26 protein-coding genes are annotated in these 22,140 nt (G+C 30.7%); all 26 read left to right on the top strand.

Annotated features, from left to right (window positions below):
* Window positions 1–577 precede the first annotated feature (577 nt).
* The 26 genes from D1816_RS02575 to D1816_RS02440 all read left to right on the top strand — a co-directional run bounded on the left by D1816_RS02575 (window position 578) and on the right by D1816_RS02440 (window position 21,971).
* Window positions 578–1,009 carry a hypothetical protein gene (locus D1816_RS02575; RefSeq protein WP_118501070.1) on the top strand — a complete coding sequence of 144 codons (432 nt, stop codon included), beginning with the start codon at window positions 578–580 and terminating at the stop codon, window positions 1,007–1,009.
* Window positions 1,010–1,454: 445 nt separating this feature from the next.
* Window positions 1,455–2,747, top strand: a complete 1,293-nt coding sequence (locus D1816_RS02565) for a DNA cytosine methyltransferase (protein ID WP_118501068.1) — start codon at window positions 1,455–1,457, stop codon at window positions 2,745–2,747.
* Complete coding sequence (locus tag D1816_RS02560; protein WP_118501067.1) at window positions 2,744–4,351, top strand: McrB family protein; 1,608 nt, start codon at window positions 2,744–2,746, stop codon at window positions 4,349–4,351. The genes D1816_RS02565 and D1816_RS02560 overlap by 4 nt, the downstream gene beginning before the upstream one ends.
* Window positions 4,348–6,033 (top strand): hypothetical protein, encoded by a 1,686-nt coding sequence (locus tag D1816_RS02555; RefSeq protein ID WP_118501066.1) that lies wholly within the window; start codon window positions 4,348–4,350, stop codon window positions 6,031–6,033. The genes D1816_RS02560 and D1816_RS02555 overlap by 4 nt, the downstream gene beginning before the upstream one ends.
* A 322-nt stretch (window positions 6,034–6,355) precedes the next feature.
* On the top strand, window positions 6,356–7,174 hold the full coding sequence (locus D1816_RS02550) for an RNA-directed DNA polymerase (RefSeq protein WP_118501065.1): 819 nt from the start codon (window positions 6,356–6,358) through the stop codon (window positions 7,172–7,174).
* Between the two features lie 47 nt (window positions 7,175–7,221).
* Window positions 7,222–8,133, top strand: coding sequence for a hypothetical protein (locus D1816_RS02545; protein ID WP_118501064.1), 912 nt, complete (start codon window positions 7,222–7,224; stop codon window positions 8,131–8,133).
* Window positions 8,134–8,222: 89 nt separating this feature from the next.
* Window positions 8,223–8,678 carry a hypothetical protein gene (locus D1816_RS02540; RefSeq protein ID WP_118501063.1) on the top strand — a complete coding sequence of 152 codons (456 nt, stop codon included), beginning with the start codon at window positions 8,223–8,225 and terminating at the stop codon, window positions 8,676–8,678.
* Window positions 8,679–8,866: 188 nt separating this feature from the next.
* Window positions 8,867–9,526, top strand: coding sequence for a hypothetical protein (locus tag D1816_RS02535; RefSeq protein ID WP_118501062.1), 660 nt, complete (start codon window positions 8,867–8,869; stop codon window positions 9,524–9,526).
* A gap of 189 nt (window positions 9,527–9,715) precedes the next feature.
* Window positions 9,716–10,282, top strand: coding sequence for a hypothetical protein (locus D1816_RS02530; RefSeq protein ID WP_118501061.1), 567 nt, complete (start codon window positions 9,716–9,718; stop codon window positions 10,280–10,282).
* Window positions 10,283–10,379: 97 nt separating this feature from the next.
* Complete coding sequence (locus tag D1816_RS02525; RefSeq protein ID WP_118501060.1) at window positions 10,380–10,844, top strand: hypothetical protein; 465 nt, start codon at window positions 10,380–10,382, stop codon at window positions 10,842–10,844.
* A gap of 188 nt (window positions 10,845–11,032) precedes the next feature.
* Window positions 11,033–11,758: a hypothetical protein gene (locus tag D1816_RS02520; RefSeq protein WP_118501059.1), complete on the top strand. Its 726-nt coding sequence runs from the start codon at window positions 11,033–11,035 to the stop codon at window positions 11,756–11,758.
* 95 nt (window positions 11,759–11,853) lie between these two features.
* The gene (locus D1816_RS02515; protein ID WP_118501058.1) at window positions 11,854–12,339 is read left to right on the top strand and encodes a hypothetical protein; all 486 of its coding nucleotides are present in this window, start codon (window positions 11,854–11,856) and stop codon (window positions 12,337–12,339) included.
* Between the two features lie 5 nt (window positions 12,340–12,344).
* Complete coding sequence (locus tag D1816_RS02510) at window positions 12,345–12,800, top strand: DUF2750 domain-containing protein (RefSeq protein WP_118501057.1); 456 nt, start codon at window positions 12,345–12,347, stop codon at window positions 12,798–12,800.
* Window positions 12,801–13,002: 202 nt separating this feature from the next.
* Complete coding sequence (locus D1816_RS02505) at window positions 13,003–13,434, top strand: hypothetical protein (protein ID WP_120702470.1); 432 nt, start codon at window positions 13,003–13,005, stop codon at window positions 13,432–13,434.
* Window positions 13,435–13,693: 259 nt separating this feature from the next.
* Window positions 13,694–14,446 (top strand): DUF4844 domain-containing protein, encoded by a 753-nt coding sequence (locus tag D1816_RS02500; protein WP_233565318.1) that lies wholly within the window; start codon window positions 13,694–13,696, stop codon window positions 14,444–14,446.
* A 436-nt stretch (window positions 14,447–14,882) separates the two neighbouring features.
* Window positions 14,883–15,230 (top strand): hypothetical protein, encoded by a 348-nt coding sequence (locus D1816_RS02490; protein WP_118501027.1) that lies wholly within the window; start codon window positions 14,883–14,885, stop codon window positions 15,228–15,230.
* Window positions 15,231–15,301: 71 nt separating this feature from the next.
* Window positions 15,302–15,904 (top strand): hypothetical protein, encoded by a 603-nt coding sequence (locus D1816_RS02485; RefSeq protein ID WP_240338680.1) that lies wholly within the window; start codon window positions 15,302–15,304, stop codon window positions 15,902–15,904.
* Between the two features lie 8 nt (window positions 15,905–15,912).
* The gene (locus D1816_RS02480) at window positions 15,913–16,191 is read left to right on the top strand and encodes a hypothetical protein (protein WP_118501054.1); all 279 of its coding nucleotides are present in this window, start codon (window positions 15,913–15,915) and stop codon (window positions 16,189–16,191) included.
* A 183-nt stretch (window positions 16,192–16,374) separates the two neighbouring features.
* Window positions 16,375–16,869 (top strand): hypothetical protein, encoded by a 495-nt coding sequence (locus D1816_RS02475; protein WP_118501053.1) that lies wholly within the window; start codon window positions 16,375–16,377, stop codon window positions 16,867–16,869.
* A 125-nt stretch (window positions 16,870–16,994) separates the two neighbouring features.
* Window positions 16,995–17,390 carry an immunity 22 family protein gene (locus tag D1816_RS02470; protein ID WP_118501052.1) on the top strand — a complete coding sequence of 132 codons (396 nt, stop codon included), beginning with the start codon at window positions 16,995–16,997 and terminating at the stop codon, window positions 17,388–17,390.
* Between the two features lie 212 nt (window positions 17,391–17,602).
* Window positions 17,603–18,106, top strand: a complete 504-nt coding sequence (locus D1816_RS02465; protein WP_118501051.1) for a hypothetical protein — start codon at window positions 17,603–17,605, stop codon at window positions 18,104–18,106.
* 173 nt (window positions 18,107–18,279) lie between these two features.
* Window positions 18,280–19,158 (top strand): hypothetical protein, encoded by an 879-nt coding sequence (locus D1816_RS02460; protein ID WP_118501050.1) that lies wholly within the window; start codon window positions 18,280–18,282, stop codon window positions 19,156–19,158.
* A 218-nt stretch (window positions 19,159–19,376) separates the two neighbouring features.
* The gene (locus D1816_RS02455; protein ID WP_118501049.1) at window positions 19,377–19,865 is read left to right on the top strand and encodes a hypothetical protein; all 489 of its coding nucleotides are present in this window, start codon (window positions 19,377–19,379) and stop codon (window positions 19,863–19,865) included.
* 129 nt (window positions 19,866–19,994) lie between these two features.
* Entirely contained in the window at window positions 19,995–20,432 is a 438-nt protein-coding gene (locus D1816_RS02450) for a GNAT family N-acetyltransferase (protein WP_240338679.1), read from the top strand.
* 792 nt (window positions 20,433–21,224) lie between these two features.
* Window positions 21,225–21,680 (top strand): HAD family hydrolase, encoded by a 456-nt coding sequence (locus D1816_RS02445; RefSeq protein ID WP_118501048.1) that lies wholly within the window; start codon window positions 21,225–21,227, stop codon window positions 21,678–21,680.
* A gap of 6 nt (window positions 21,681–21,686) precedes the next feature.
* Entirely contained in the window at window positions 21,687–21,971 is a 285-nt protein-coding gene (locus D1816_RS02440) for a hypothetical protein (protein WP_118501047.1), read from the top strand.
* Window positions 21,972–22,140 lie beyond the last annotated feature (169 nt).

The raw sequence follows: 22,140 nt of genomic DNA, 5'->3' as shown, positions 1-22,140 counted from the left end.
ATAAGTTCTGTGAATATTAACAAAGTCCGCTAAATTATAAAATTTGGCATTTATAAAAGAAAAGATAAAAGCAAAATATTTATATTTAGCTAAGTAATAAATCGAAACGATAGTACTTATCACCTGCCCTACGTTTCTTATACTAAACGTTATGCACAAGCATGTGTAATCTGAAAAGCAAAATGAATAAATCGGACGGGATAATGGTCAAAGATCTGAGTGTTTTTGTAAAGGTAATTTCTGACACAAAAGTTCTCTCCTATCAGCATCGGACGGAATAAAGGTCATCGCTATTTTGTGATGGTCATCGTTTAACCTAAAGTCGCAAAGCGATCGCGGGAATTTGAAAAATATAACGCAAATAGTTACGCAAGCAATTATCGCTTTGCTTAGGTAACTTTACAAAGTAACGGCTGAATAAAAAAAGCCAGTGCATAACAAGATGTATAATTCATAGCGACGGAAATTCCTAACGGAAATTCACGCAGGTTTACTAAATTTGGGCAGTCGCGGAATATTAGTTGTTGATTGTCCCGCTACGAAATCATACATTAAACGTTACCTGCAAGCACAAAAAATGAATATACCAGAAACTTCAGAGGATTTTAAAATTGAATTTTATTCGTCAATTGATTTTTTTGACAAAATTGGAGATTTAAGAATTAGGCAATTTATGAATAGGCTTAATAAAGTTTCTGACAAAATAATAGTGGGCGGAATTATAAAAGTGTTTGAAAATAAAATGAGACCAGAAACGGAATATACTGACCAAAAATACGCTGGAAAAATATTAGAGAAATTAAAACCAAAATCTGATTTAGATTTACTTAAGGTTTTAAAATCTACAATTGAAAATTGGAATAAAAGTGTTGAGGAGTTCCCTTTTTGGATAAAAGAAAATTACGGAATCGAACAGGTTAAAAATAAATTGAACGAATATGAAACTCAAAATCTGAACGAGACAGAATCGGACAAATTGAAAACTATAAAATGGTGGCTTAAAATATAAAGTAATATAAAGCCAGCAGGTAACAAGGTATAAAAAACATAGGGCGGATTTCGATTTCCGAAAAGTCTGTGTTTATTTACGAAAGTCGCCAACTATAAAATTTGGCGTTTAGTAGGAAAAAGATAAAAGCAAAATATTTATATTTGGCTTAGTACCAAACCGAAATGTATTGCTTATCACCTGCCCTACGTTTCTTATACGAGACGTTACCTGTAATGCGGAAAATTGCGCAAACCATTGAACAGTGTTCTAAAAATGCTAATGCGCAAACAGCACATTTATTTTTTTTCCAATGCGAAAAGCCAACGCTGAAAAAAATAAAAGAGCTTTTTTTAGCCTTTGCGCTCGATCAATCTTATCGACAAAATAATGTGAACAAAAAAACGAGTAAATCCAAAATTCAAAAGTTAACTTTTATAACTTGTGAGATTGAATTGAACAAGGTATGATAAAGGAAAGAATAGACATAGAAAATATTAATGGACAGATATTTGAGATAAAAATTATAGAACCAGACGACTCTAAACCTGCGTCTTTTACTCACTACTTGCATAACCATAAAAATGGAGTTTCGAAATTTTACAAGACAGAAGCTATATCTTACGTAAAAGGAATCCTCGAAAAAGAGTACCCTTCAACTCAAATAACAACAGAAGTTGCTGAAAGTGCTCTACAGTATTTACTTTTCGATTTGAATAAAACTGCTAGATTTCCTTCACCGGAAAATCCAACTTTTAAATTTATCGACCTATTTGCAGGAATTGGTGGATTTAGAATTGGAGCACAAAACAACAACGGTAAATGTGTTTTTAGTTCAGAATGGGACAAATTCGCGCAGGAAACTTACCAGTCAAATTTTGGAGAAATTCCTTTTGGCGACATTACAAAAATTGATGCAAATTCAATTCCTAATCACGATATTTTGTTTGCAGGTTTTCCTTGTCAACCTTTCAGCTATTCTGGTAGAAATGAAGGTTTCAAGGATAAAACACGAGGAACTTTATTTTTTGATATTCTACGAATTTTAGAAACCAAAAAACCAAAAATGTTTCTTTTAGAGAACGTTAAAGGACTAAAATCACATAACAATGGTAAAACATTACAGATAATAATAGATTCATTAACAAATCTTGGCTATCATTTAAATTGGGAAGTTTTAAAAAGTACCGACTTTGGACTTCCTCAAAAAAGAGAAAGATGGTACTGCGTAGGTTCTTTAAAACCTATCAATTTTGAATTCCCTGAAAAGAAAAACGAGCAAGTAACTTTAAGAAGTATTATTGACCCAAATGAAGATTCTGACAATTTAAAACTTACAGAATTTGAACAAAAACGAATAGATTATCATTTTCAAAACGTAACTGATAACTACGAGAGAGTTGAACACGATTCTTCAAAATACGAACCAAATACAAAAAAAGGGAAGCACGGTGTTTTTTCCTTTCAAAAAAAAGATGGTTCACTTAGGTTTCACGTTGGCGATCACGCAAAAACACAAATACAAGAAGCATTTTACTGTACTTTAGATACATATTCACCTACTATCATTGCCAATAGAGTGCCTAAATTATGGGATATTGGCAGGAAATTATCTGTACTTGAAGCTCAAAGACTTCAAGGGTTTCCAGATAAGTATGATTTTCCTGTTTCAGATAACCAAGCTTACAAACAACTTGGTAACAGTGTATCTGTACCTGTAATTGAATTGATAATTGAAGAAATGACCAAGCATTTATGAAAAGAATAGACCAAAACGAGATTCTTAAATCAACATTAGAATTAAACGAAACTATAAATAATAAACTTTTTGGACTTTTAACTCTATTCGTTTCAACTAATAATATAGAAGAAATACAGACTAATACAACCTATCGAATTGACATATCAGATTTGTCTAGTCAATTGCAAGGTTTGTTCTATTTTGGAGATGATTTAAGAGAATATAATAACAAAGAGTTTTGGTATTATAGACTTTCTAAAAAATGGGAAACATCCGTTAAAGATTTATTAAGCGAACGCAAAACAAATATTCTAGATTTTGCGATTTTCTACTTCAAAAACAACAAATTTGAAAATTCACCAGATTCTCAAACTTTAGTCAAGGACGTTCTAGATAAACTAAATATATCAAAATCTGCAATTGAAATAATTTTTGATTTAAACTATGAAAATAGAATTATTAAACTATCAGAGGAAGATTATTCAAATAAAGAGCTTTTAAGCAGTTATAAACAAAATCATAATTTGACTAGTGATTATGAAACCATTTCTTTTGAAAGTAACTTTTTGGTAAAAAGCCATCCTAGTGAATTGAGCAGAGGACCATTTATCCAAACACTATACTCAGGTATGGCAATTCAAGAACTTGTATTACTTACAAAATTTGATTTAGATGAATATTATCCTAAATCTCAAAGAAATATTTCAATAGACAAAGGTCTTGCAAAAAATATAATTTTTTACGGGGCACCAGGAACAGGAAAATCTCATAAGATAAACCAACTTATAAATGATAAACTGCAAAGAACTGAAAGAGTAACTTTTCATCCAGAATATGACTACGCATCTTTCGTTGGTGGTTACAAACCAACAATGTTAGAAAATGATATAAGATATGAATTTGTTCCACAAGCTTTTACAAACATCTATGTAGAAGCTTGGAATAATTTAAATGATGATTACTACCTAGTAATTGAAGAAATAAATAGAGGTAATTGCGCTGAAATTTTTGGAGATATTTTTCAACTATTAGACAGGTCAAACAATTATGATATTACGCCATCAAAAGAGTTAAAAGAATACTTAATACAGGTTTTTTCTGACAATGACAAAACAGATGGAAGTAAATTAATTTTACCGTCAAACTTAACTATTTTGGCTACAATGAATACATCTGACCAATCACTATTTCCTATGGATAGTGCATTTAAAAGAAGATGGGATTGGGAATATATTCCAATAAATTATGAGTTTTCTGACGATAATGCTTCATCAAAATTTGAAGTGCAAATTTCTAAAACAGAAAGTTTTTCTTGGTTATCTTTTATCAAATCAGTTAATGATGTCATTAAACAAAATGATAATTTGGGTATGGACAAATGCTTAGGTAATTACTTTCTAAAACCTGAAAACGATATAATTGAAATTGACACATTTATCAACAAAGCAATATTCTATTTATGGAACGACGTATTTAAAGATGAGATAGAGGAACATAACATTTTTAAGGACAATACGTCCTATGAAGACTTCTTCCCTATTAGACCTAATGGTATTCTAAAACTTAGAGAAGTTCTTGATATTCTAAAAATCGATATTTCTAACATCCCTTCTGATAAATGAAAATTTTAATCGAAGGAGAAAAATATCCATTAACCGATTTAAAAGAAATTTTTGATGACCCAAAATTCTATCATCAAGAAGGTTTAGATGGGACAATTTTATCTGTTGGTTATTATCATTCTTTTTCACAGACGTCTAAGAAAGCACAACTTATTTATATGCTTCCTAAGGTTTTTATGAAAACTAATCAAGAAACAGTTTTTGGTATTAACAAAACTAATCTTCTAAATTTAGAAGAATCTGAAACCTTTAAACATAAAGATGAATACAATTGGATTCGACAAATTTCTGTATATTTTTACAATAGTTTGTTAGAATTTAAACGTAGAAATAAATCATCAACTATAGTGCAAAGCTCTCTTTCAACCAATTTGAGTACAAATTTAAACGAACAGGAATACTCTTACTTAGATTTACTTTTAAGCTTTGTCAACTTTTATAAAAAAAACAAAAACAATATACTTTTCAAGCATATTGAATTTAAATCTCAGCAGGCAAGAAAGCCTAATTGGGATAAAACAATTCGTAAATCTATTCCATTAATTACCAATAATAAACAACCTATTTATACAGTCTATACAAACAAAAAGAAAATAGTTAATACGGAAGAAGAACTACTAGTCTATTTCTTTTCAATTCTTAATCATTTTAATAATGACCATAATTTATATCTTAAAATTGACCAATCTTATCAATTAATAAAAGATAGTAAATTCAAACAACTACAAGAAAACGGTTTGTCAAAATTGCGTAAAATCAAGTATCGTTATTTTAATGACACCTTAAAAAAGATGTATCATCTTTGCGAAATTTATTTTTCACAAACCGATAAAAGTAGCGTAAGAAACAGAAAAGAAGAATTCATTTCGGTAAAGAATTATAATCTTGTTTTTGAAGATATGGTTGACAAACTATTTTCAGACCCAATCATCGATAAAAAAACAAAAGACGGAATTTCCCTCAAAAACCTGAAATATAATGATGATGGTAAAATAATTGACCACATATTCGACTATCAGTCTCTTTTAGATACGAGTGACATATTTTATATTGGAGATTCAAAATATTATAAGTCAGATAGTAAAGCAGGTAAAGTATCTAAATTTAAGCAATTTACATATGCTAAAAATGTCATTCAGTACAATATTGACCTGTTAAATGAAACTGGTAATTACTACACAGACAAATTAAGATATAGAGATGAATTGACAGAAGGCTATAATATTACACCTAACTTTTTTATATATGGTTATATTGATGACTACAAAAATTTTGATAGCGATGAACTAAATGAAAAAAGCGACATTGTAAAATCTTTTCATTTTGAAGAAAGACTATTTGATAGAGACACATTATTTGTTCATCAGTATAAAATAAATTTCCTCTACGTTTTAAAAGCATATACCCAATTTGGCGCACAAAGAATCGAAAAATTCAGAGAACAAACTAAAACAAGGTTTAGAGAAAATTTTATAGACTTTTTTTCTGATAAGAGTAAATCAGATTTTGAATTTTATGAATTCAAGAAAAATGATATAGAACATTTTGTAGAATCTAATTTTAGAAATATCAATGGCAAGTGTTTTCGGACAGCTGATAATAAACTGATTTTAGCTCGCCATAAAAATGACAATACAATGAATGAATTTAAAACTGATTTTAAAGAATATGTGTTCGAATAAGCCAACGCAAAAGCATACACATTTACAGTCGCGCCATCAAAGCTTCACCAAAACTATAAAAGAGTATGACTTCTGTCAACGCTAGCAAGTTTGCGAAAAAGCACTACAGGTAACAATGTATAAAAAACATAGGGCGTTTGTAATTAACCGAAAGTTCTGTGCATATTATTAAAGTCCGCTAAATATAAAATTTGGCGTTTATAGAAGAAAAGATAAAAGCAAAATATTTATATTTAGCTAAGTAATAAATCGAAACGAAAGTGCTTATCATCTGCCCTACGTTTCTTATACGAGACGTTATCGGTAATCCTAAAGAAATATTATGCAAGAAGAAAAGTTTATTAGGAATGGCTATTTCCCAAAAGAATTACCACCGCCATTCTATACTGAACAAATGGCTGATAATTTAGATGATATTAAGGCACAATGGACAACAATATTCAATCAAGAGACAACTCGAAATTCAGGAGAATCGGGAAGTGATTTCAAACTAAGAAAAGGGGATTTTATTAATAAATATAGTTCCTCAAAATGTTGGAAATTCAACATATCCAAAGGCAAATTATCAAGAAGACCTCTTGAAGTTCCAAATCCGAAACATTTTATAAAAGTGGCGGAACTCATATCTGAAAAATGGTCCGATTTCCAAACAATATTTAAAAGTTCTAAATTCAGCACAAGTTATCCAATAGAAGAAACTAATAGTAACAAAAGAGCTGTAAAAACATCTAGCAAGAATGTTTCTGATCTGCGAGAAAGAATATTAGAATCCTCAGTGAATAAATTAATTCAGGTAAAGCTGGATATTTCAAAATTCTATCCAACAATTTATACTCACATTATTCCTTGGTCTTGGATCGGAAAGGAGCAGTCAAAAAAATACTTTAAAATGACCAAAGTTGATTTTCAGGTAGAGCTTGCGGCTAATGAACCTTTGGCACTAGGATATGAATACTCCAATAAACTTGATAATGCAATTAGAGCTTGTCAAGATAAACAATCAGTAGGTATTCCTATAGGTCCTGACACTTCGCATATACTCTCTGAACTTATAGCTTGTAAAATAGATGAAGAATTTGCTGTTACATACCCCCAAAGGCAAAAGGCTGTAGATACTATGATGACTATTATATTTTTGTAAATACGAATGATGAAGCCGATATAGCTGTTAAGGGATTACAAAAAATATTGAATAAATATCAATTAGAATTAAATGATAAAAAAATAGAAATAGATCAATATCCTATTCCCTTTGAAAATGATTGGGTTACTGATTTAAATAGGTTTGAATTTAAGTCTACTAACCTCTCAAATAGTATTAAACATTACTTTAGTTTAATTTGGGAAATTGGTCAAAGAAACAAATCAAGGACTGATTGGATATTTAAATATTCTCTCAGACTATTTGAATTTGGAACAGTAATGATACCCAATAAAAGCTGGAGACTTTTTGAGAACCTTTTACTCAAAACTTCATTAATTCAACCTGCAATATTAGACATTACAACAAGAATACTAATAACTTATAAAAGTTATGTTGACTCAACATCCAAATCAAAGATAAAAGACTTGATTGAATCTGTGATATTAAATCATAGTCAAATAAATCATAATTTCGAGGTTACTTGGGCTCTTTGGCTTGCAAAATCATTTGAAATACGAATTGAAGAAAGAATAGCAAATGTTGTGATAGAAACAAAAGACCCTGCGGCAATTTTGATTTTATTATGCATTGATAAGGAACATAAACTAGTTAATGGAACACCTGATTATTCATCAATTACATCAGAACTAATCGATAATGTTTTGTTTTCTGAATATTGGATTTTGGCATATGAAGCAGTGAGAAAGAATTGGCTAACACCACCAAATCCTAATTTAATTGCTGAAAACAAGTTCTTTTCTATTTTGGATAGCCTAAATGTAGAATATTTTGATTGTTCCAGACAGCTCAAAGTTTATAAAAACATTGAACTAATTGAAGAAAATCTAGACGTATCAGGAAGTATCGTGAACAAAACAACTGAAGAACTGACAGAAGAACAAAAACAGGAATTATATAATGATGCTGAAACGATTTCAATATCAGGAATAATGTAAAATAAAACCGATAACAATTTGTATAATGCATATGCTCCCTTCGGGAAGCAAACGCACCATACAAGAGACGTTGTGCATAATGCTGGAAAATGAAAATTGATTTAAATAAAACACCACGAAAAATAAAACTTTGGATTTACGGACTTTGTGGACTGATTTTTATTGCTCTAAATTTTGGCTTTGGAGCAAAACTTCAGATTGGACTGACTGAAAACCTACAAAAGCTTACTGACTATTTTTTTGGAATTTCAACAAATATGCTTGACTATTTAGCTTTAGCAACTATTCCTTTGTTTGGAATGATCTACAATTCAACAAGAGAATACTTTAAAATAAAAGAGTTGATTACAGATATATTAACTGTTATCTTTTTCGTGATAATAGTATTTGGAATTGGACTTTTCATTATGGTTTTTTCGGCAAAACATTCAAGTCCTTTAATTCCAAACTCTCTAAAAGCAGAACCATTTGATTTATATTCAACAATATTAGTTGGAATAGGAATATTAACACCTTATCTGATTGTCAAGTTGACGAAAAAATAAAAACACTATGCATAACAAGATATATGTGATCATAGCAGCTAATAGACGAATCGAATGGTCTTTGTATTTTTGGTAAGACGTAATTGCTTGCACGAAGTAAAAGTTAGCAACCAATGCGCAGAAAATATCGATGGCTAGGTAACAATTTACCTTGCTACGACACATATATTAAACGTTATCTACAATTAATGAAACACTATATACTTTTTATATTACTCATTTTGATAAGTTCTGATTCGGAAAGAGTTATCGGAATTTTTAAAATCATAGATGACCTTAATGAAGATACTATAGAGATAAGGAAAAACGGAACCTATACTTATAAAGAAAGAGGTGATAGTTGTTGGTTATGGAATGATTTTACCGGGAAATGGAAATTAGAAGATATTACACTCACCTTATTTGAGACAAAAAGAACTTTGGATGTAACTTCCGAAATTGAACGTAATTATTTTGATAACTCTAGCGATTCCATAAGGATAAATGTAAAATCATTTAATGGAGAATCAATAGGAGGTTTTAAAATAAAATATGAAAGTCTGATTAATGGATTACCAAAATATGAAGTAAAAACAGATAACAAAGGTATAGTTAAGTTACCAAAATTTAAAATTGAATCTTTAGATAAGGAAGTAGTAGTAATTGGTATGGATTATGTTATTTATAGTGATACTATTTCTGAGCAATTCTCCATTGATGAAAAAGTTGACAATATAATTATCCGATTGAACCAATCACCGGATTCGATCAACCAGTATTATGAACATAAGTTTAAATATAAAGATAATAAGCTGACCTCTTACGAATCACCAAGATTATCTGAAAATAAAATATATAAAAAACTATAGATAACAATTTGTATAATGCATATGCTCCCTTTGGGAAGCAAACGCACCATACAAGAGACGTTGTGTATAATTATCAAGTCTAATAACTAAATGATCCGGATAGTTAATCTTCTAAAAAAGTAGGTTTACTCATTTTAAGTTTTATGTGTATGCTAACGAATTTAGTTTTGGGGATAAACTGACCAAATAATGAAAAAACTACTTTACTTATTCGTAATACTTTTAAGTTATAATCTGTCCTCTCAAGATGTATTAGATTTAGCTTTAATTGATAAAACAAAGATTGTTAACAAAGAGGGTTACAAACCTAATTTAAAAACGGACAAATGGAACATAAATAATTATCTCTATGAGTTAAATGAAAGTAAGCTGATTTTGAATGATTCGATGATCTTAATTGAACTAATTTCAAAAAGTACTACTCAAAACTTGATGGAATGGAATGTGGACGAACTAAATGAAGTTTATCTGACAAAAAAGAATCAGAAAATTATTATAAATACTGCTTTGGAAGCTATTAAACCGAAATCTAAAGAACAACAAAGAGAGCTGAAAAGAAAAATAAGACAGTATAATAATAATCCAAATAAATGGAGAGGTTGGCCATTATCAATATCTAGACCTATTTTTTCTGACGATAATAAATACAGCATTATTAGTTTTAAATTCGGTAATAATGGAGGCTACTCCAGCCTATATCAAAACTTGAATGAAGAATGGAAATTGATTGGAGTTTTTAATCGATTTGCTTATTAAAAAACTATACACAACAATTTGTATATTGCATATGCCGCCTTTGGCAGGCAAACACAACATACAAGGAACGTTGTACCTAATACCGCTAAAGAACTCAATGAAACTAAATAAAAACATTTATACACTACTAATTTTGATTGCTCTTTTATCTTGCAGTAATGAAAACTTGAATGAGGATAATAGTATTATTTGGGACAACTTATCTTCATTGAGATTTTATGACAACAGTACTTTGCCTAAAGTAAAGATCGAATCCATAAGTAATGTAGATTTAAACTCAATGGAATTTATAGAAGTTGATATCAATTCTGCAAAGAAAATTCTTAATCAATCTATGCCTACTGAGGAAAAATATGTTTGGAAAGGTGGAGGATGGTTAGTTATTGCTAAATTTAATAATGGAGAAACAAGAAGAATTAAAGTTAGTGGTTATGGAGGGTTCTTCTATGATGTAGAAGAGAAAAAGTTTTACTCATTTAGTGATGAACAACGAAATGTCTGGAAAGAATTTTATCGAAACTATACAAAAGCACTTTTCGAAAAAAGAAAAAAAAGTACATAGGTACAACACGATATATGTGATCATAGCAGCAAAGTAATAAATCGATTGGCCTGTGTATATTTGGTAAGGCGCAATGCTTGCAATAAGGAAAAGTTAACAACCAATGCGTACATAATGTCGATAGTTCGGTAACATTTTGCCATGCTACGACACATATATTAAACGTTGGCACACATAAGAGAAACTCTATGCAAAAAATAATTTCAATCCTATTCCTATTTTTTAGTATTCTAACTTACGGACAGAATGTTAACACTTTAAAACCGATTTTGGGGAATGAAAATAATTACTCAAAAACGGAATTTAAATACTGGAGAAGTGCCATTGATTCATTGGTTTTAAGTGATAACAGTAAGAATGAAATCAATTATTTTGAAATGACCAAGAGAACTAAAAAAGCGATTGATTCCCTCGAAATGGGTCACGGACCAAAGACTCAAGGGATTGGTTGTAGTTGGTATTGCGGTGGTGGACCGTACAAGATTTCGTCCTCAAGTATTTTAAAAAAGAACATAAACTATTCTGATCAAAATATTCATGACTTTGACTTGTTGACAGCTTGGGTTCCTAAATCAAAAAACGGAATAGGAGAATCTATTAGTTTTCATTTTAAAGCAAATTCCCCAAGAATAAATACGATCGAAATCTATAATGGATATGTAAAAACAAAAAAGCTCTGGAAAAACAACTCTAGAGCGAAAAAATTGAAATTAAAAATAGACAATAAGACAATTGCAATTTTGGAATTAGAGGATACGACTGCTTCCCAAAGGTTTGAAATTCAACCCATACAATCAACTATCGAAAACCAAGATTTAGTTCTGACTTTAGAGATATTAGAATCTTATGAAGGGGAAAAATACTCGGATTTGGTCATTAGTGAAATTAATTTTGATGGAATTGACGTACACTAAAAATTACGTGTGCCAACAACATATATGTGATCATAGCGACTAAGAGAAAGAGATCAATATCGAATGGTTGTTGTAGCCTTGGTAAGGCGTAATGCTTGCAGAATGGAAAAGTTAGCAACCAATGCGCAGATAAAGTCGAAAAGCAAGGTAACATTTTGCTCTGCTACGACACATATATTAAACGTTACCTACAAGCTGAAATGACGAACGCACGACAAAATATCGAAACACCATTTAACGAGGAATTCTGCACTCGACTTGAATACCGAATTTGTCACGAATTGGAAAAATCTACTGACCCAGAATTAAAAGGTTTTTGGTGTGACGGAGTTTCTTGGTTTCCGACCGACAATCAGTTGACTAAAAAACATGTGAATGACAAACGGAAAATAGAAACTAAAGCGTGGATTGGGGAAACTGGGCAAGATGTATATAAAGCGACTATCCATTTCGGTCGTAGAGCATTGAGTAAGTATGCAAAAGGAAGCGATTTGACCAATTGTATTCCTGAATTGGAATCTCAAACTGAATGGATTGAAATTGATACAGAAAGTAAAACGCTGGAAATAAAACTGAATTAAAAATAATGTTTCAAAATCATATAACAGTCAAAAACCGACATACGAAGTTCATAAAAACAGTATGTGAAACTGAAATAGTTTACGGATTAAAAAACAAAGATGGATTTGCAACATCAAGTTCTGTTCATTATGATGACGAAAATGGGGAACCCATTGGAATGATTTGCTTTTGGGCTGAAAAGGCAAGAGCAAAGTCCTGTATAAAAGACGGATGGAAAAACTATGAGCCAACTGAAATCCCATTATCTGAGTTTATGGAAAACTGGTGTGTAGGAATGGAAAATGATGGGCTTTTAATTGGAACCCAATTTGACCAAAATATGTTCGGGTTTGAAGCAGAACCTTTGGAGTTAATAATAGACCTATCGGATGAATTAAAATCAATCGGAAAGGATTTGAATTTTAGAAAGTTTAACGGAATTAAAGACTTGGAAACTCAAGTTAAAGAAGTAATGGAATGATAAAAAGCCAGCAGGTAACACTATATATGTGATCATAACGGCTAAGAGATCAATCTAATGATTGTTGTAGTTTTGGTAAGGCGCAACGCTTACAGAAGGTGAAAGTTAGCAATCAATGCGCAGAAAAATCAAAAAGCCAGGTAACAATTTGCACTGCTACGACACATATATTAAACGTTGTGGTTAATTCTGAATTAAAGTTGTGAAAAAAATCTTATCCCTATTCTTAATATCGATTTCAATAGTCAGCTGTAAATCTGACAAAGTTAACGGAGTTGTTATTGGAGACACATTATTTGCTCACCAATCTTTCTCTGAAAACCAGAAAATGAAAAAACTGATTTCCAAAGCTCTAACGAAAGATAAGAATGCAATTATTGAACTAAAAGATTTTCCAAATGGTGGAGCAGCAAGCGGATACGATTTAGGTTATGTTCTGACTCAAATAATATATCGAATTGGTGAAAAAGATTTCGCAAAAATAATTAGCGAAATACCAAAATCTGAACGAAAAGGTTTTGTCGGGTTCATTATGGTTGGACTTGAATACGGAGATAATGATTATGATGGAAAAAGAGATAATAAACGAATGGAATCAGAATTCCCAAAGCTGAATGAAATATTGAATGAATAAAAACTAACCACAACACTATATATGTGATCATAGCGGCTAAGAGATCAATCGAATAGTTGTTGTAGTTTTGGTAGAGCGCAACGCTTGCAGAAGGTGAAAGTTAGCAATCAATGCGCAGAAAAATCAAAAAGCAAGGTAACAATTTGCACGGCTACGACACATATATTAAACGTTGGCAACAATTTGACAAATGGCGAAATACATTCAAATTTCATTAATTCTATTGACATTATCTGCTTGCGGACAAAATGTGAATGAAATGAAAACACCAGAAAATGCGAATGAAATGTTTGCGAAATTCATTGCAAAGAAGAAATTTGTTGAACAACCATATCCGAATTTCTATCCTGGAATTGTAAACGAAAAAATGCGACCAATTTTCACGGAAAAAATAGACCTAGTTACAACTGATTTTAAAACTATTGCGCAATCTAAAAAACCGACTGATATAAAATATCAAGAAAAAATCGGAATAGGACTTTCAAGATTTACAGACATTTATCAGGAGTTAGATACCGAAGATAGAGAAAGAGTTTGTATGTATTTTGAGGAGTTAATGGATATTGTCGGACTGGAAAGCTCGAATGGTCAACTCAATAAATTTATGTATGGTTTTGACCCAATGGAACAGCCAAAAGAAAAAAAGTGGACTGATTCTCACGGAAACATATTTATTGAAAAAGGAACTGAAGTTTCAATTATACCAGTGAAATACGATAAAACAGGAAAAAAATATAAAGTCTTTCTTTACAATGAAACGACTAAAAATATTGGAATAATAGAAGGTTTAATTATAAAACCAAAGGAATTTAAAGTATTTAATGTTACAGACACTGATACTCTTAAATTAGAGAATGGAGTTAAGTTTATGTTTGGAGAAACTTATGGGCTAGAAGTTGAGGACAAAAAATCACAAGTAAGTGGACTTGGAGGAAAATATTTGACTGACTATGGAGTACCGAATGAAATTGATTTTGCTTTTGTTATAGTTCCAGTCGGAAAAGGAGATTAAGAATAAAAACTGTTGCCAACACGGTGTATAAAACATAACTAATAAATGCTAAACCGAAAGGTTTGTGTATATTTAGAAAGTCCGTCAAATTTTTAATTTGGCTTTTAAAATGAGAAAAATTAAAAACAAAATATAAAAATTCGGCTCTGTGTTAAACCGAAACTTAGTACATTTTTACACGCTACGTTTCATACACAAGTCCGTTACCCAACATATCAAATTGAATGAAGAAAAGAAAAATTATATTAATTCACCTGATATCATTTATAATCCTAACCCTAATTTTGTTCTTTTCTGCAGAATCATTATTGAAATTGCTAGCCCCAGGTTTTCACGATGTTGTGATGTGGTTGAACCTGATTCTTTTTGGTACAATTGGGCTTTTAATTTTGACAACTATTTCTTGTGTAGTTTTCGTAAAAAAACAAGCTAATTAATGAAAGAAAGACCTGTTTTAACTTCGGCAATCATTCTGACAATAATTATTGAACTTGTATTAATAATTTTGGTATATAATAAAGTGGGAACTGAAAGGTTACCCTATCAAATTGGACGACTTGCAGTTCAGTTAATTCTGATTTTATGGGTTATGAATAGTAAATCCAACATAGGACTTTTCCTTTTGATGGTTTATCATATTGTTACTGGACTATTAGGAATATATTCAAAAGGTTCAACAGAATTACTTGGACAAATATTAATTGGTTTTCATCTCATAATTGGATTAGTAATATATTTCCACGATTGGATTGAAAACAAAATTGGAATTAAAAACGTTGGGTAACACCATATATGTGATCATAGCAGCTAATTGATGGATCGAATGGTTCTTGTATTTTTGGTAAGACACAATGCTTGCAAAAAGTAAAAGTTAGCAACCAATGCGCAGAAAAACCGAAAAATAGGGTAACATTTTGCCCTGCTACAACACATATATTAAACGTTGTACACCAAATGAAAAACGTATTCTTTATAATATTATTTTTAATTGGACTATTAACATTTGGGCAAGAAAATAATCTGGAACAAATTGATCGAAAGGTGAATTTAATAGATTTGAACTCTGAACTGACTATAAATGAGTTCGATTGGGTTGAATTGACGGGAATTGTAACAGACGGTGGTGGAATTTTAAAAGTCTGGAAGAGTAACAACAATATTCATAAAGTCGTTCAAGAAATTGGACTTTCTTATGGACGAATTAGGACGACTATTTATTTGACTAATGAAATCCCTATAAAAGTTATCGAAACAGAAGAAAACTTTGAACAAACGGATGACGGTTTAAATTACTCAAAACTCGATCAAGTTTTTAAACAGGAATTTTTTGTTTTCAATTGGGAAATGGGAGAAGGAAAATACAAAAAGACTGGAAAAAGAGTGATGAGTGAAAGTGGTTGTTCTCACTTTGATTATGAACCAATTATAGAACGTGCTCAAAAAGCAATAACTAAATAAGACAATAAATGAAAAAGAATAATATTGTCGGAGTAATAATTAAAGTTTTAGCTATACTTTGGATACTACATTACTCTTATAAAGCATATTTATATTATTTCACAGATTTGTTATTTTTTACGATGTTACCAAACTATGTCCTCGTGATAAATGTAATTCTTGGATTCTTGATGATTTTATTTAGTCTTAAAACTATAAAAGGTAATTTCAAATTAAATAAAACTATAGTCATATCAATTTCAGCAATTGCTTTAGGTGCTATATTAGAAATTACTGCACCATTATAAAAAACGCTGTACAACACTATATATGCGATCATAGCAGCAAAGCGATGAATCAAAAGGTTGTTGTATTTTTGACAAGGCGCAATGCTTGCAGAATGGAAAAGTTAGCAACCAATGCGCAGATAAAGTCGAAAAGCAAGGTAACATTTTGCTCTGCTACGACACATATATTAAACGTTAGCATTAATGATGGAAATCAAAGCAATTTTATTAATAGTTTTTGGATCATTAGCGGTAATTGTATTGATCCGAAAATTGTTCTATACCAAAAAAATGGATCTTGATACTTATTTTGATAAAAAAAATGAGTGGTCGATTTTGATAAGTTCTGGAACAGTTAAAATATTAAGCAAATATGCTGGAGAGATTAGATTCGGCCCTGCTTATATTTATTTAAAATCGGAACCTGAAAATATATTTGAAAAGCAAATCTTTGGTGATTGGATATATAAAGCTGACAACGGAGTTTATTTACAAAAGTGGAATTCTAAACAAGATGCAAAAACTGACCTAATTTTTTACGATACTGACAAGAATCAGATTGATATAATTGAGTATGGTATTAACTCATTTTTTTGGGAGATAGAAAAAGACAAACACAACAATCTCACCTTGATATCTGACAACGGAAAACAAAAACAACGAATTAAAATAACTAATGCTAACAAGATGTATAATTAATTGCTACGGAATTTCCCAATCGGAAATTCACTCACATTAATTATGTTTAGCAATGGCGGAAAGTACTCGCGTACTTTCTCGCAACTAATCATACACAAACCGTTGTATGCCATTGAAAATAAGAAATGAGAACTGAAAAAAGTCACTTTTGGATAGGTAAATTTGAATCGGAAAAATTATATTATGATTTTGTTGGTGAAGATGACAGTAGATATGAGTTAGAGGATTATGATGACGTCCCTGTCTCTAAATTTGCCGAATCCCAAGGAGAAATATGGATTGATCACGATTTTATGGAATCTGGATTTGAAAAACCAATTAAGGATATAAAAAATCAATTCAAAAAATACTCTTATTCTTACAATTGGGGTACTGAATTTGAAAATAGATATTCCAAATTGAATGAATCTGAATATAATACTCTGATTTTTATTAACGCTGATCAGATCAAAAACCCCAGATCAATAAAAGATACAGGAATCGTTCTTAAATATCTTGGAGTGATTGAATACGAAATATAAACGCCATACAACACTATATATAGCAAATAGGGCTATTAGTATTTAACCAAAAGGTCATTGTCAATTTGCAAAGTCACCAAATCTTTTGATTTGGTGTTAAAGAGAAAAATTAAAACAAAACACAAAAGATTTGGCTTGTTGCTAGAACGAAAATAATCGCTTGTTTTCTGCCCTACCTGCCATATATTCAACGTTGTAGTGCATTTAAGAAAATGAGTGAGATAATAGAAAAATCGTCTAAAAAAGTAAAAAACCAAATTGAATTTTGGTTTTTTGGGTTTTTCGGCAAAAAAAAATCTGATTTTAATGGAACCGAATTATTTACTCTGTTCGATTTAATTCCTGAATCTGAAAAAAATGAGTTTACTGAAAAAATGAAGTTGAAAAAAAATGAAATTCCTGTTTTGATTTTAAAAATATCGGAATCTAAATTTATTATAAACTCAACTCATAAGTTTGTTCTATTGGATAACTCAAAATCTGAATTTATTGAATACTCTGAATTTGAATGGCATAACGGATTTAAAGCCTTTGTGACCAACAGAGAAGATGGAATAAGTGTTAAGCAAAATGGCCATTTCGCCGATTTTAGAATTCGAAAGACAAACGGAGAGATAATAACTCGAAAAATACCGACTGGCGAACCTGGCTTTGCTTTTTGGAACGTTACTAAAAAATGTGAATTAATTGGTCGAAAATATAAAATCACAGAATAAAAAACGACACCACAACACCATGTATAATTCATTGCTAATACTCGCCTACTTACGAAAATCCTCGCGGATTTTCTATTCGGTTTGTATTTGCTAAATTAGTTGCTGAAACACGCAACGAAACCATACATAAACACGTTGTAAGTCATTGGTAAAATTATCTATATTGATTAGAAATGGGATATGAATTAAGTATTCAGAGAGAGGAAAATCAAATAACATTGACAAAAGAAGATTGGATTGACTATATAAAATCCGATTCTGAATTTGAACAGATTGAAGAATTCTCTGCAGAGATTGATGATGGAAAATTTTTAACAGTACCGACTCCAAATGCAGGATTATGGAAAACTGAAAAAGGAGAAGTGCCCTTTACTTTTGACGAGAAATATGGTTGGATAAGTGTAAAAAATCCAGATGAAAAGATTATTAAAAAAATGATTTCCATTGCTCATGATCTTGAATCTATAGTTCTTGGAGAAGAAGGAGAAAAATATGATGAGAAGAATTTATTAGGTAAACAACCAACAAATGAATTTAAGTCAAAAGATAGAAAATGGTGGCAATTTTGGAAATCAGATAAATCAAAAGCAGATTATCCCACATCATTAGACTCAGATTTAGATAACGATTTGTTTCTTGGAGATTGTTTTTGCTCTTCAAATAGAGAATTTGGGATTGGATTAATGCTATTTGAAATACACCAAGGTCAAGGCGGTAAATACTATTCTTTTGCACCTGTGTTACTTAATGAAAAAAAAAGTGCTATGGATAGATTTATATATGGACAAATTAAGTTTCAACCGAATCTAGGCTCTAGAACTTATGGAATACCTGCGATTGGCATTATAAATGAACAAGACTTAAAGGAATTAAAAAAACACTATCATAAAGAGGGAAAATTAGATTTTAAAAAGTCTGCCCCTAAATCTACTGGCACCTCATATTTATTAGGCCTAACCGAAAAACATTTGACTGAATTTGTAGAACAACTGGAATATTATTTTACAGAAAAAGAACGAAAAACAGTATCTGTTTTGAAACTCATAAAATAGAAAAACGACTTACAACAATGTATAAAAAAACATAGGGCTTTTGGGCTTAATCGAAAGGTCAGTGTTTATTTGCTGTGTCGCCAACTATAAAATTCGACATTTACAAAAAAAAATAAAAGCAAAATATTATATTTGGCTTAGTACCAAACCGAAACGTATCGCTTATCACCTGCCCTACGTTTCTTATACGAGACGTTGTAACCAATTTGAGAAACCTAATGCGAAAGAACAAAAATCTGATTTTAGTTGCAGTTATATTAATCGGAATTTTAAGTTTCTATAGTTTTAAAAACTATGCGGAAAAAATAAAAGACGAACATTGTCTTGCTACTCAAATTTCATCTAAAATATTTGACTTTAATACGTTTAACTTAATAGTTGACTCTTCTCTGAATTTATCGGATTTTAAAGTTGTGAACCAAAATAGCGGAAAGACAATCTTTGTGGACGGAAAAAACCGAAAAGGAATTAAAAACGAATATGGACATTGCTCTTTTGAATTGTTTTGGAAAGGAAAACAAGTTTATGAATTTGGGCACTTCAAAATGAATAATTGGAATACAAATAAATATGAATTAAATATTGGAATGGAAAATAATGAACTCAAACCAAGTTTGAATATTTATGGACCTGATAGTAAAAAAGTGGATTTATATTTTAGAAAAATAATGGAATATAAAACTGGTTACAACAACGTGTATAATTAATTGCTTGGTTCATGTCTACTCGGAATTTCCTATCGGAAATTCCTCTAGTTCATGAATGTTTGCTAAATTGGTTGCTGAAACACGCAACTAATCATACACAAGACCGTTAGCAACAAGCTGATCACTCAAATGGAAATGAAGACTGAATTTAGTATTGAACCTTGCGAAAAGGAAAATATAAAAAAAATCGTCGACGGAATTAACGAATATAATTTAAGTAAAGTTCCAGCAATTGCTGACATTTGGACTCGCTTGGAATTTGTAGCCAAAGATGAAAACGGAATCGAAATTGGTGGAATATTAGCCGGACTTGGATATTGGAATGGACTTGAAATTAATATTTTGTGGGTAAAAGAAGAATACCGAAAAAAAGGAGTTGGTACACGGATTTTAAAACACGCTGAAAAAATAGCTATTAAAAAAGGAGCGAAAATTTCAATGCTTGACACGTTTGATTTTCAAGCAGAAGAATTTTACTTAAAAAACGGATATAAACCAATTGGAGAAATGAATGGTTTTCCAGAAGGACACAGACGAATATATTTCTCGAAAGAACTAACAGAATAAATAGCCAGTTGCTAACATCATATATAAAATCAGAGTAAAGTTTAGTGCTTGCTCGAAGGTCATTTCCTTTTTGCAGTGGCGCTAGATTTTTATAAATTAAACAAGAAATAAAAATGCGCAGATAAATCAATTGGTTCGGGTGTTTTGCCTTGCTCCGATTCATATATTTGGCGTTACCAACAAACTAGAAAATTGAAATACAAAATTTTAATATTAATCTTCTTTCTTTATTTGTCGAATATTTATGGGCAAGAAAATAATAAGATCTATCTTAATAGAGCCCATAATTATAGTACTACATACTCTTATCAAGTAGGAGAATTAATCCTAAAATCGGACTCAACATTTATTTCCAAAAGTTATCAGACTTCAAAAAAGAATTGGAGAAATTACAAGGATGTCAAACCTGAAATTGATAGCGGACGTATAACTCGTAAAGGAAAGTTTCACATTTTAACTGAATACAGGAACGGAAACAAAACTAACTATACTTGGACTGTTAAAATTACTGACAACAGTATAGTCTTCTTTTATCCGAATAGGAGAGGTGAATTGAGAAAAACAGTAAGATACAAACGGATCTTAATTAATAAATGAAATTAAATAAAGCATGTTGGTAACACCAAGTATGTGATCATAGCGGTTAAGTGATAACTCAAAGGTTCTTGTATATTTGCTATGGCGCAAAGATTTTATGGTAAGGAAATTATAAAACCTGCGCAGATTTGTCGATGGTAAGGTAACATTTTACATTACTACGACACATACTTATAACGTTACCCAACATTTGAAATGAATATCAGTTTTGACCTCGATAGCACGTTAATTCCAAATGGAAAAGAATTCGAAACCGAAAAAAGAAACGGAATCGCAAAACTTCTTGGAATTGAAGAAATACGGAAAGGAACGGATGAATTGATTTCTGATTTGCAACGTCAAGGACATAAAGTTCATATCTATACAACATCATTTCGGACAAAAGGAAAAATAAGACGGACTTTGAAATATTATGGAATAAAAGTTAACCGAATTGTAACCCAGACAGAAAACCAAAAAGTTCTAAAATCTCGGAATATTAACTCTTCAAAGTATCCGCCAGCATTTGATTTTGACTTACATATTGATGATTTAAAAGGTGTCGGAATTGAAAGCGAGAGATTTGATTTCAAAGTGATTATTGTAGACCCAACTGACAAAAATTGGATAGGAAAAATAAATAGTGAGATAAAACAATTGACTAATACTTGAGGTAAAATGGAAAAGAAATGGTTCAGTAAAGGAACTTACAAAAACATCAATTGTGCAAATTGTGGTAAAACTCAAAATGAAATTGCAACAATGGATCATCATTCTGGTATTTGTCATAATTGTAATATTAGTTGTATTTGGTATTATATAACAAATGAAAACGTTACTCAAATAATTCCCGAATTTGCTCCTGACTCTATTAAAAGTTTTATTGATTGGTGTCAATCTGAATTGGATGAATTAGAGATGACGGAACTAGTTATTGAACTTGAAAATATTGGAAAAAATTAAATAACTAAATAAAAACGTTGGGTAACACTATATATGTGATCATAGCAGCTAAGTGATCAATCGAATGGTTGTTGTATTTTTGGTAAGACACAATGCCTGCAAAAGGTTAAAGTTAGCAACCAATGCGTGGAAAAAACCGAAAAGCAAGGTAACATTTTGCTCTGCTACG

Source organism: Aquimarina sp. AD10 (genome assembly GCF_003443715.1).
In the GTDB taxonomy this organism is placed as follows: Bacteria; Bacteroidota; Bacteroidia; order Flavobacteriales; family Flavobacteriaceae; genus Aquimarina; species Aquimarina aggregata.
The sequence above is the reverse complement of the archived record's forward strand: the minus strand, read 5'-3'. Positions and strand labels throughout refer to the sequence as shown.

What these genes read in the sequence shown, in the direction of transcription:
- D1816_RS02565 (WP_118501068.1), top strand. Translation starts at nt 1,455, where the DNA reads ATGATAAAGGAAAGAATAGACATAGAAAATATTAATGGACAGATATTT.
- D1816_RS02450 (WP_240338679.1), top strand. Translation starts at nt 19,995, where the DNA reads ATGGAAATGAAGACTGAATTTAGTATTGAACCTTGCGAAAAGGAAAAT.
- D1816_RS02530 (WP_118501061.1), top strand. Translation starts at nt 9,716, where the DNA reads ATGAAAAAACTACTTTACTTATTCGTAATACTTTTAAGTTATAATCTG.
- D1816_RS02510 (WP_118501057.1), top strand. Translation starts at nt 12,345, where the DNA reads ATGTTTCAAAATCATATAACAGTCAAAAACCGACATACGAAGTTCATA.
- D1816_RS02445 (WP_118501048.1), top strand. Translation starts at nt 21,225, where the DNA reads ATGAATATCAGTTTTGACCTCGATAGCACGTTAATTCCAAATGGAAAA.
- D1816_RS02525 (WP_118501060.1), top strand. Translation starts at nt 10,380, where the DNA reads ATGAAACTAAATAAAAACATTTATACACTACTAATTTTGATTGCTCTT.
- D1816_RS02490 (WP_118501027.1), top strand. Translation starts at nt 14,883, where the DNA reads ATGAAAGAAAGACCTGTTTTAACTTCGGCAATCATTCTGACAATAATT.
- D1816_RS02460 (WP_118501050.1), top strand. Translation starts at nt 18,280, where the DNA reads ATGGGATATGAATTAAGTATTCAGAGAGAGGAAAATCAAATAACATTG.
- D1816_RS02520 (WP_118501059.1), top strand. Translation starts at nt 11,033, where the DNA reads ATGCAAAAAATAATTTCAATCCTATTCCTATTTTTTAGTATTCTAACT.
- D1816_RS02475 (WP_118501053.1), top strand. Translation starts at nt 16,375, where the DNA reads ATGATGGAAATCAAAGCAATTTTATTAATAGTTTTTGGATCATTAGCG.
- D1816_RS02555 (WP_118501066.1), top strand. Translation starts at nt 4,348, where the DNA reads ATGAAAATTTTAATCGAAGGAGAAAAATATCCATTAACCGATTTAAAA.
- D1816_RS02470 (WP_118501052.1), top strand. Translation starts at nt 16,995, where the DNA reads ATGAGAACTGAAAAAAGTCACTTTTGGATAGGTAAATTTGAATCGGAA.
- D1816_RS02465 (WP_118501051.1), top strand. Translation starts at nt 17,603, where the DNA reads ATGAGTGAGATAATAGAAAAATCGTCTAAAAAAGTAAAAAACCAAATT.
- D1816_RS02560 (WP_118501067.1), top strand. Translation starts at nt 2,744, where the DNA reads ATGAAAAGAATAGACCAAAACGAGATTCTTAAATCAACATTAGAATTA.
- D1816_RS02575 (WP_118501070.1), top strand. Translation starts at nt 578, where the DNA reads ATGAATATACCAGAAACTTCAGAGGATTTTAAAATTGAATTTTATTCG.
- D1816_RS02550 (WP_118501065.1), top strand. Translation starts at nt 6,356, where the DNA reads ATGCAAGAAGAAAAGTTTATTAGGAATGGCTATTTCCCAAAAGAATTA.
- D1816_RS02535 (WP_118501062.1), top strand. Translation starts at nt 8,867, where the DNA reads ATGAAACACTATATACTTTTTATATTACTCATTTTGATAAGTTCTGAT.
- D1816_RS02540 (WP_118501063.1), top strand. Translation starts at nt 8,223, where the DNA reads ATGAAAATTGATTTAAATAAAACACCACGAAAAATAAAACTTTGGATT.
- D1816_RS02480 (WP_118501054.1), top strand. Translation starts at nt 15,913, where the DNA reads ATGAAAAAGAATAATATTGTCGGAGTAATAATTAAAGTTTTAGCTATA.
- D1816_RS02500 (WP_233565318.1), top strand. Translation starts at nt 13,694, where the DNA reads ATGAAAACACCAGAAAATGCGAATGAAATGTTTGCGAAATTCATTGCA.
- D1816_RS02455 (WP_118501049.1), top strand. Translation starts at nt 19,377, where the DNA reads ATGCGAAAGAACAAAAATCTGATTTTAGTTGCAGTTATATTAATCGGA.
- D1816_RS02440 (WP_118501047.1), top strand. Translation starts at nt 21,687, where the DNA reads ATGGAAAAGAAATGGTTCAGTAAAGGAACTTACAAAAACATCAATTGT.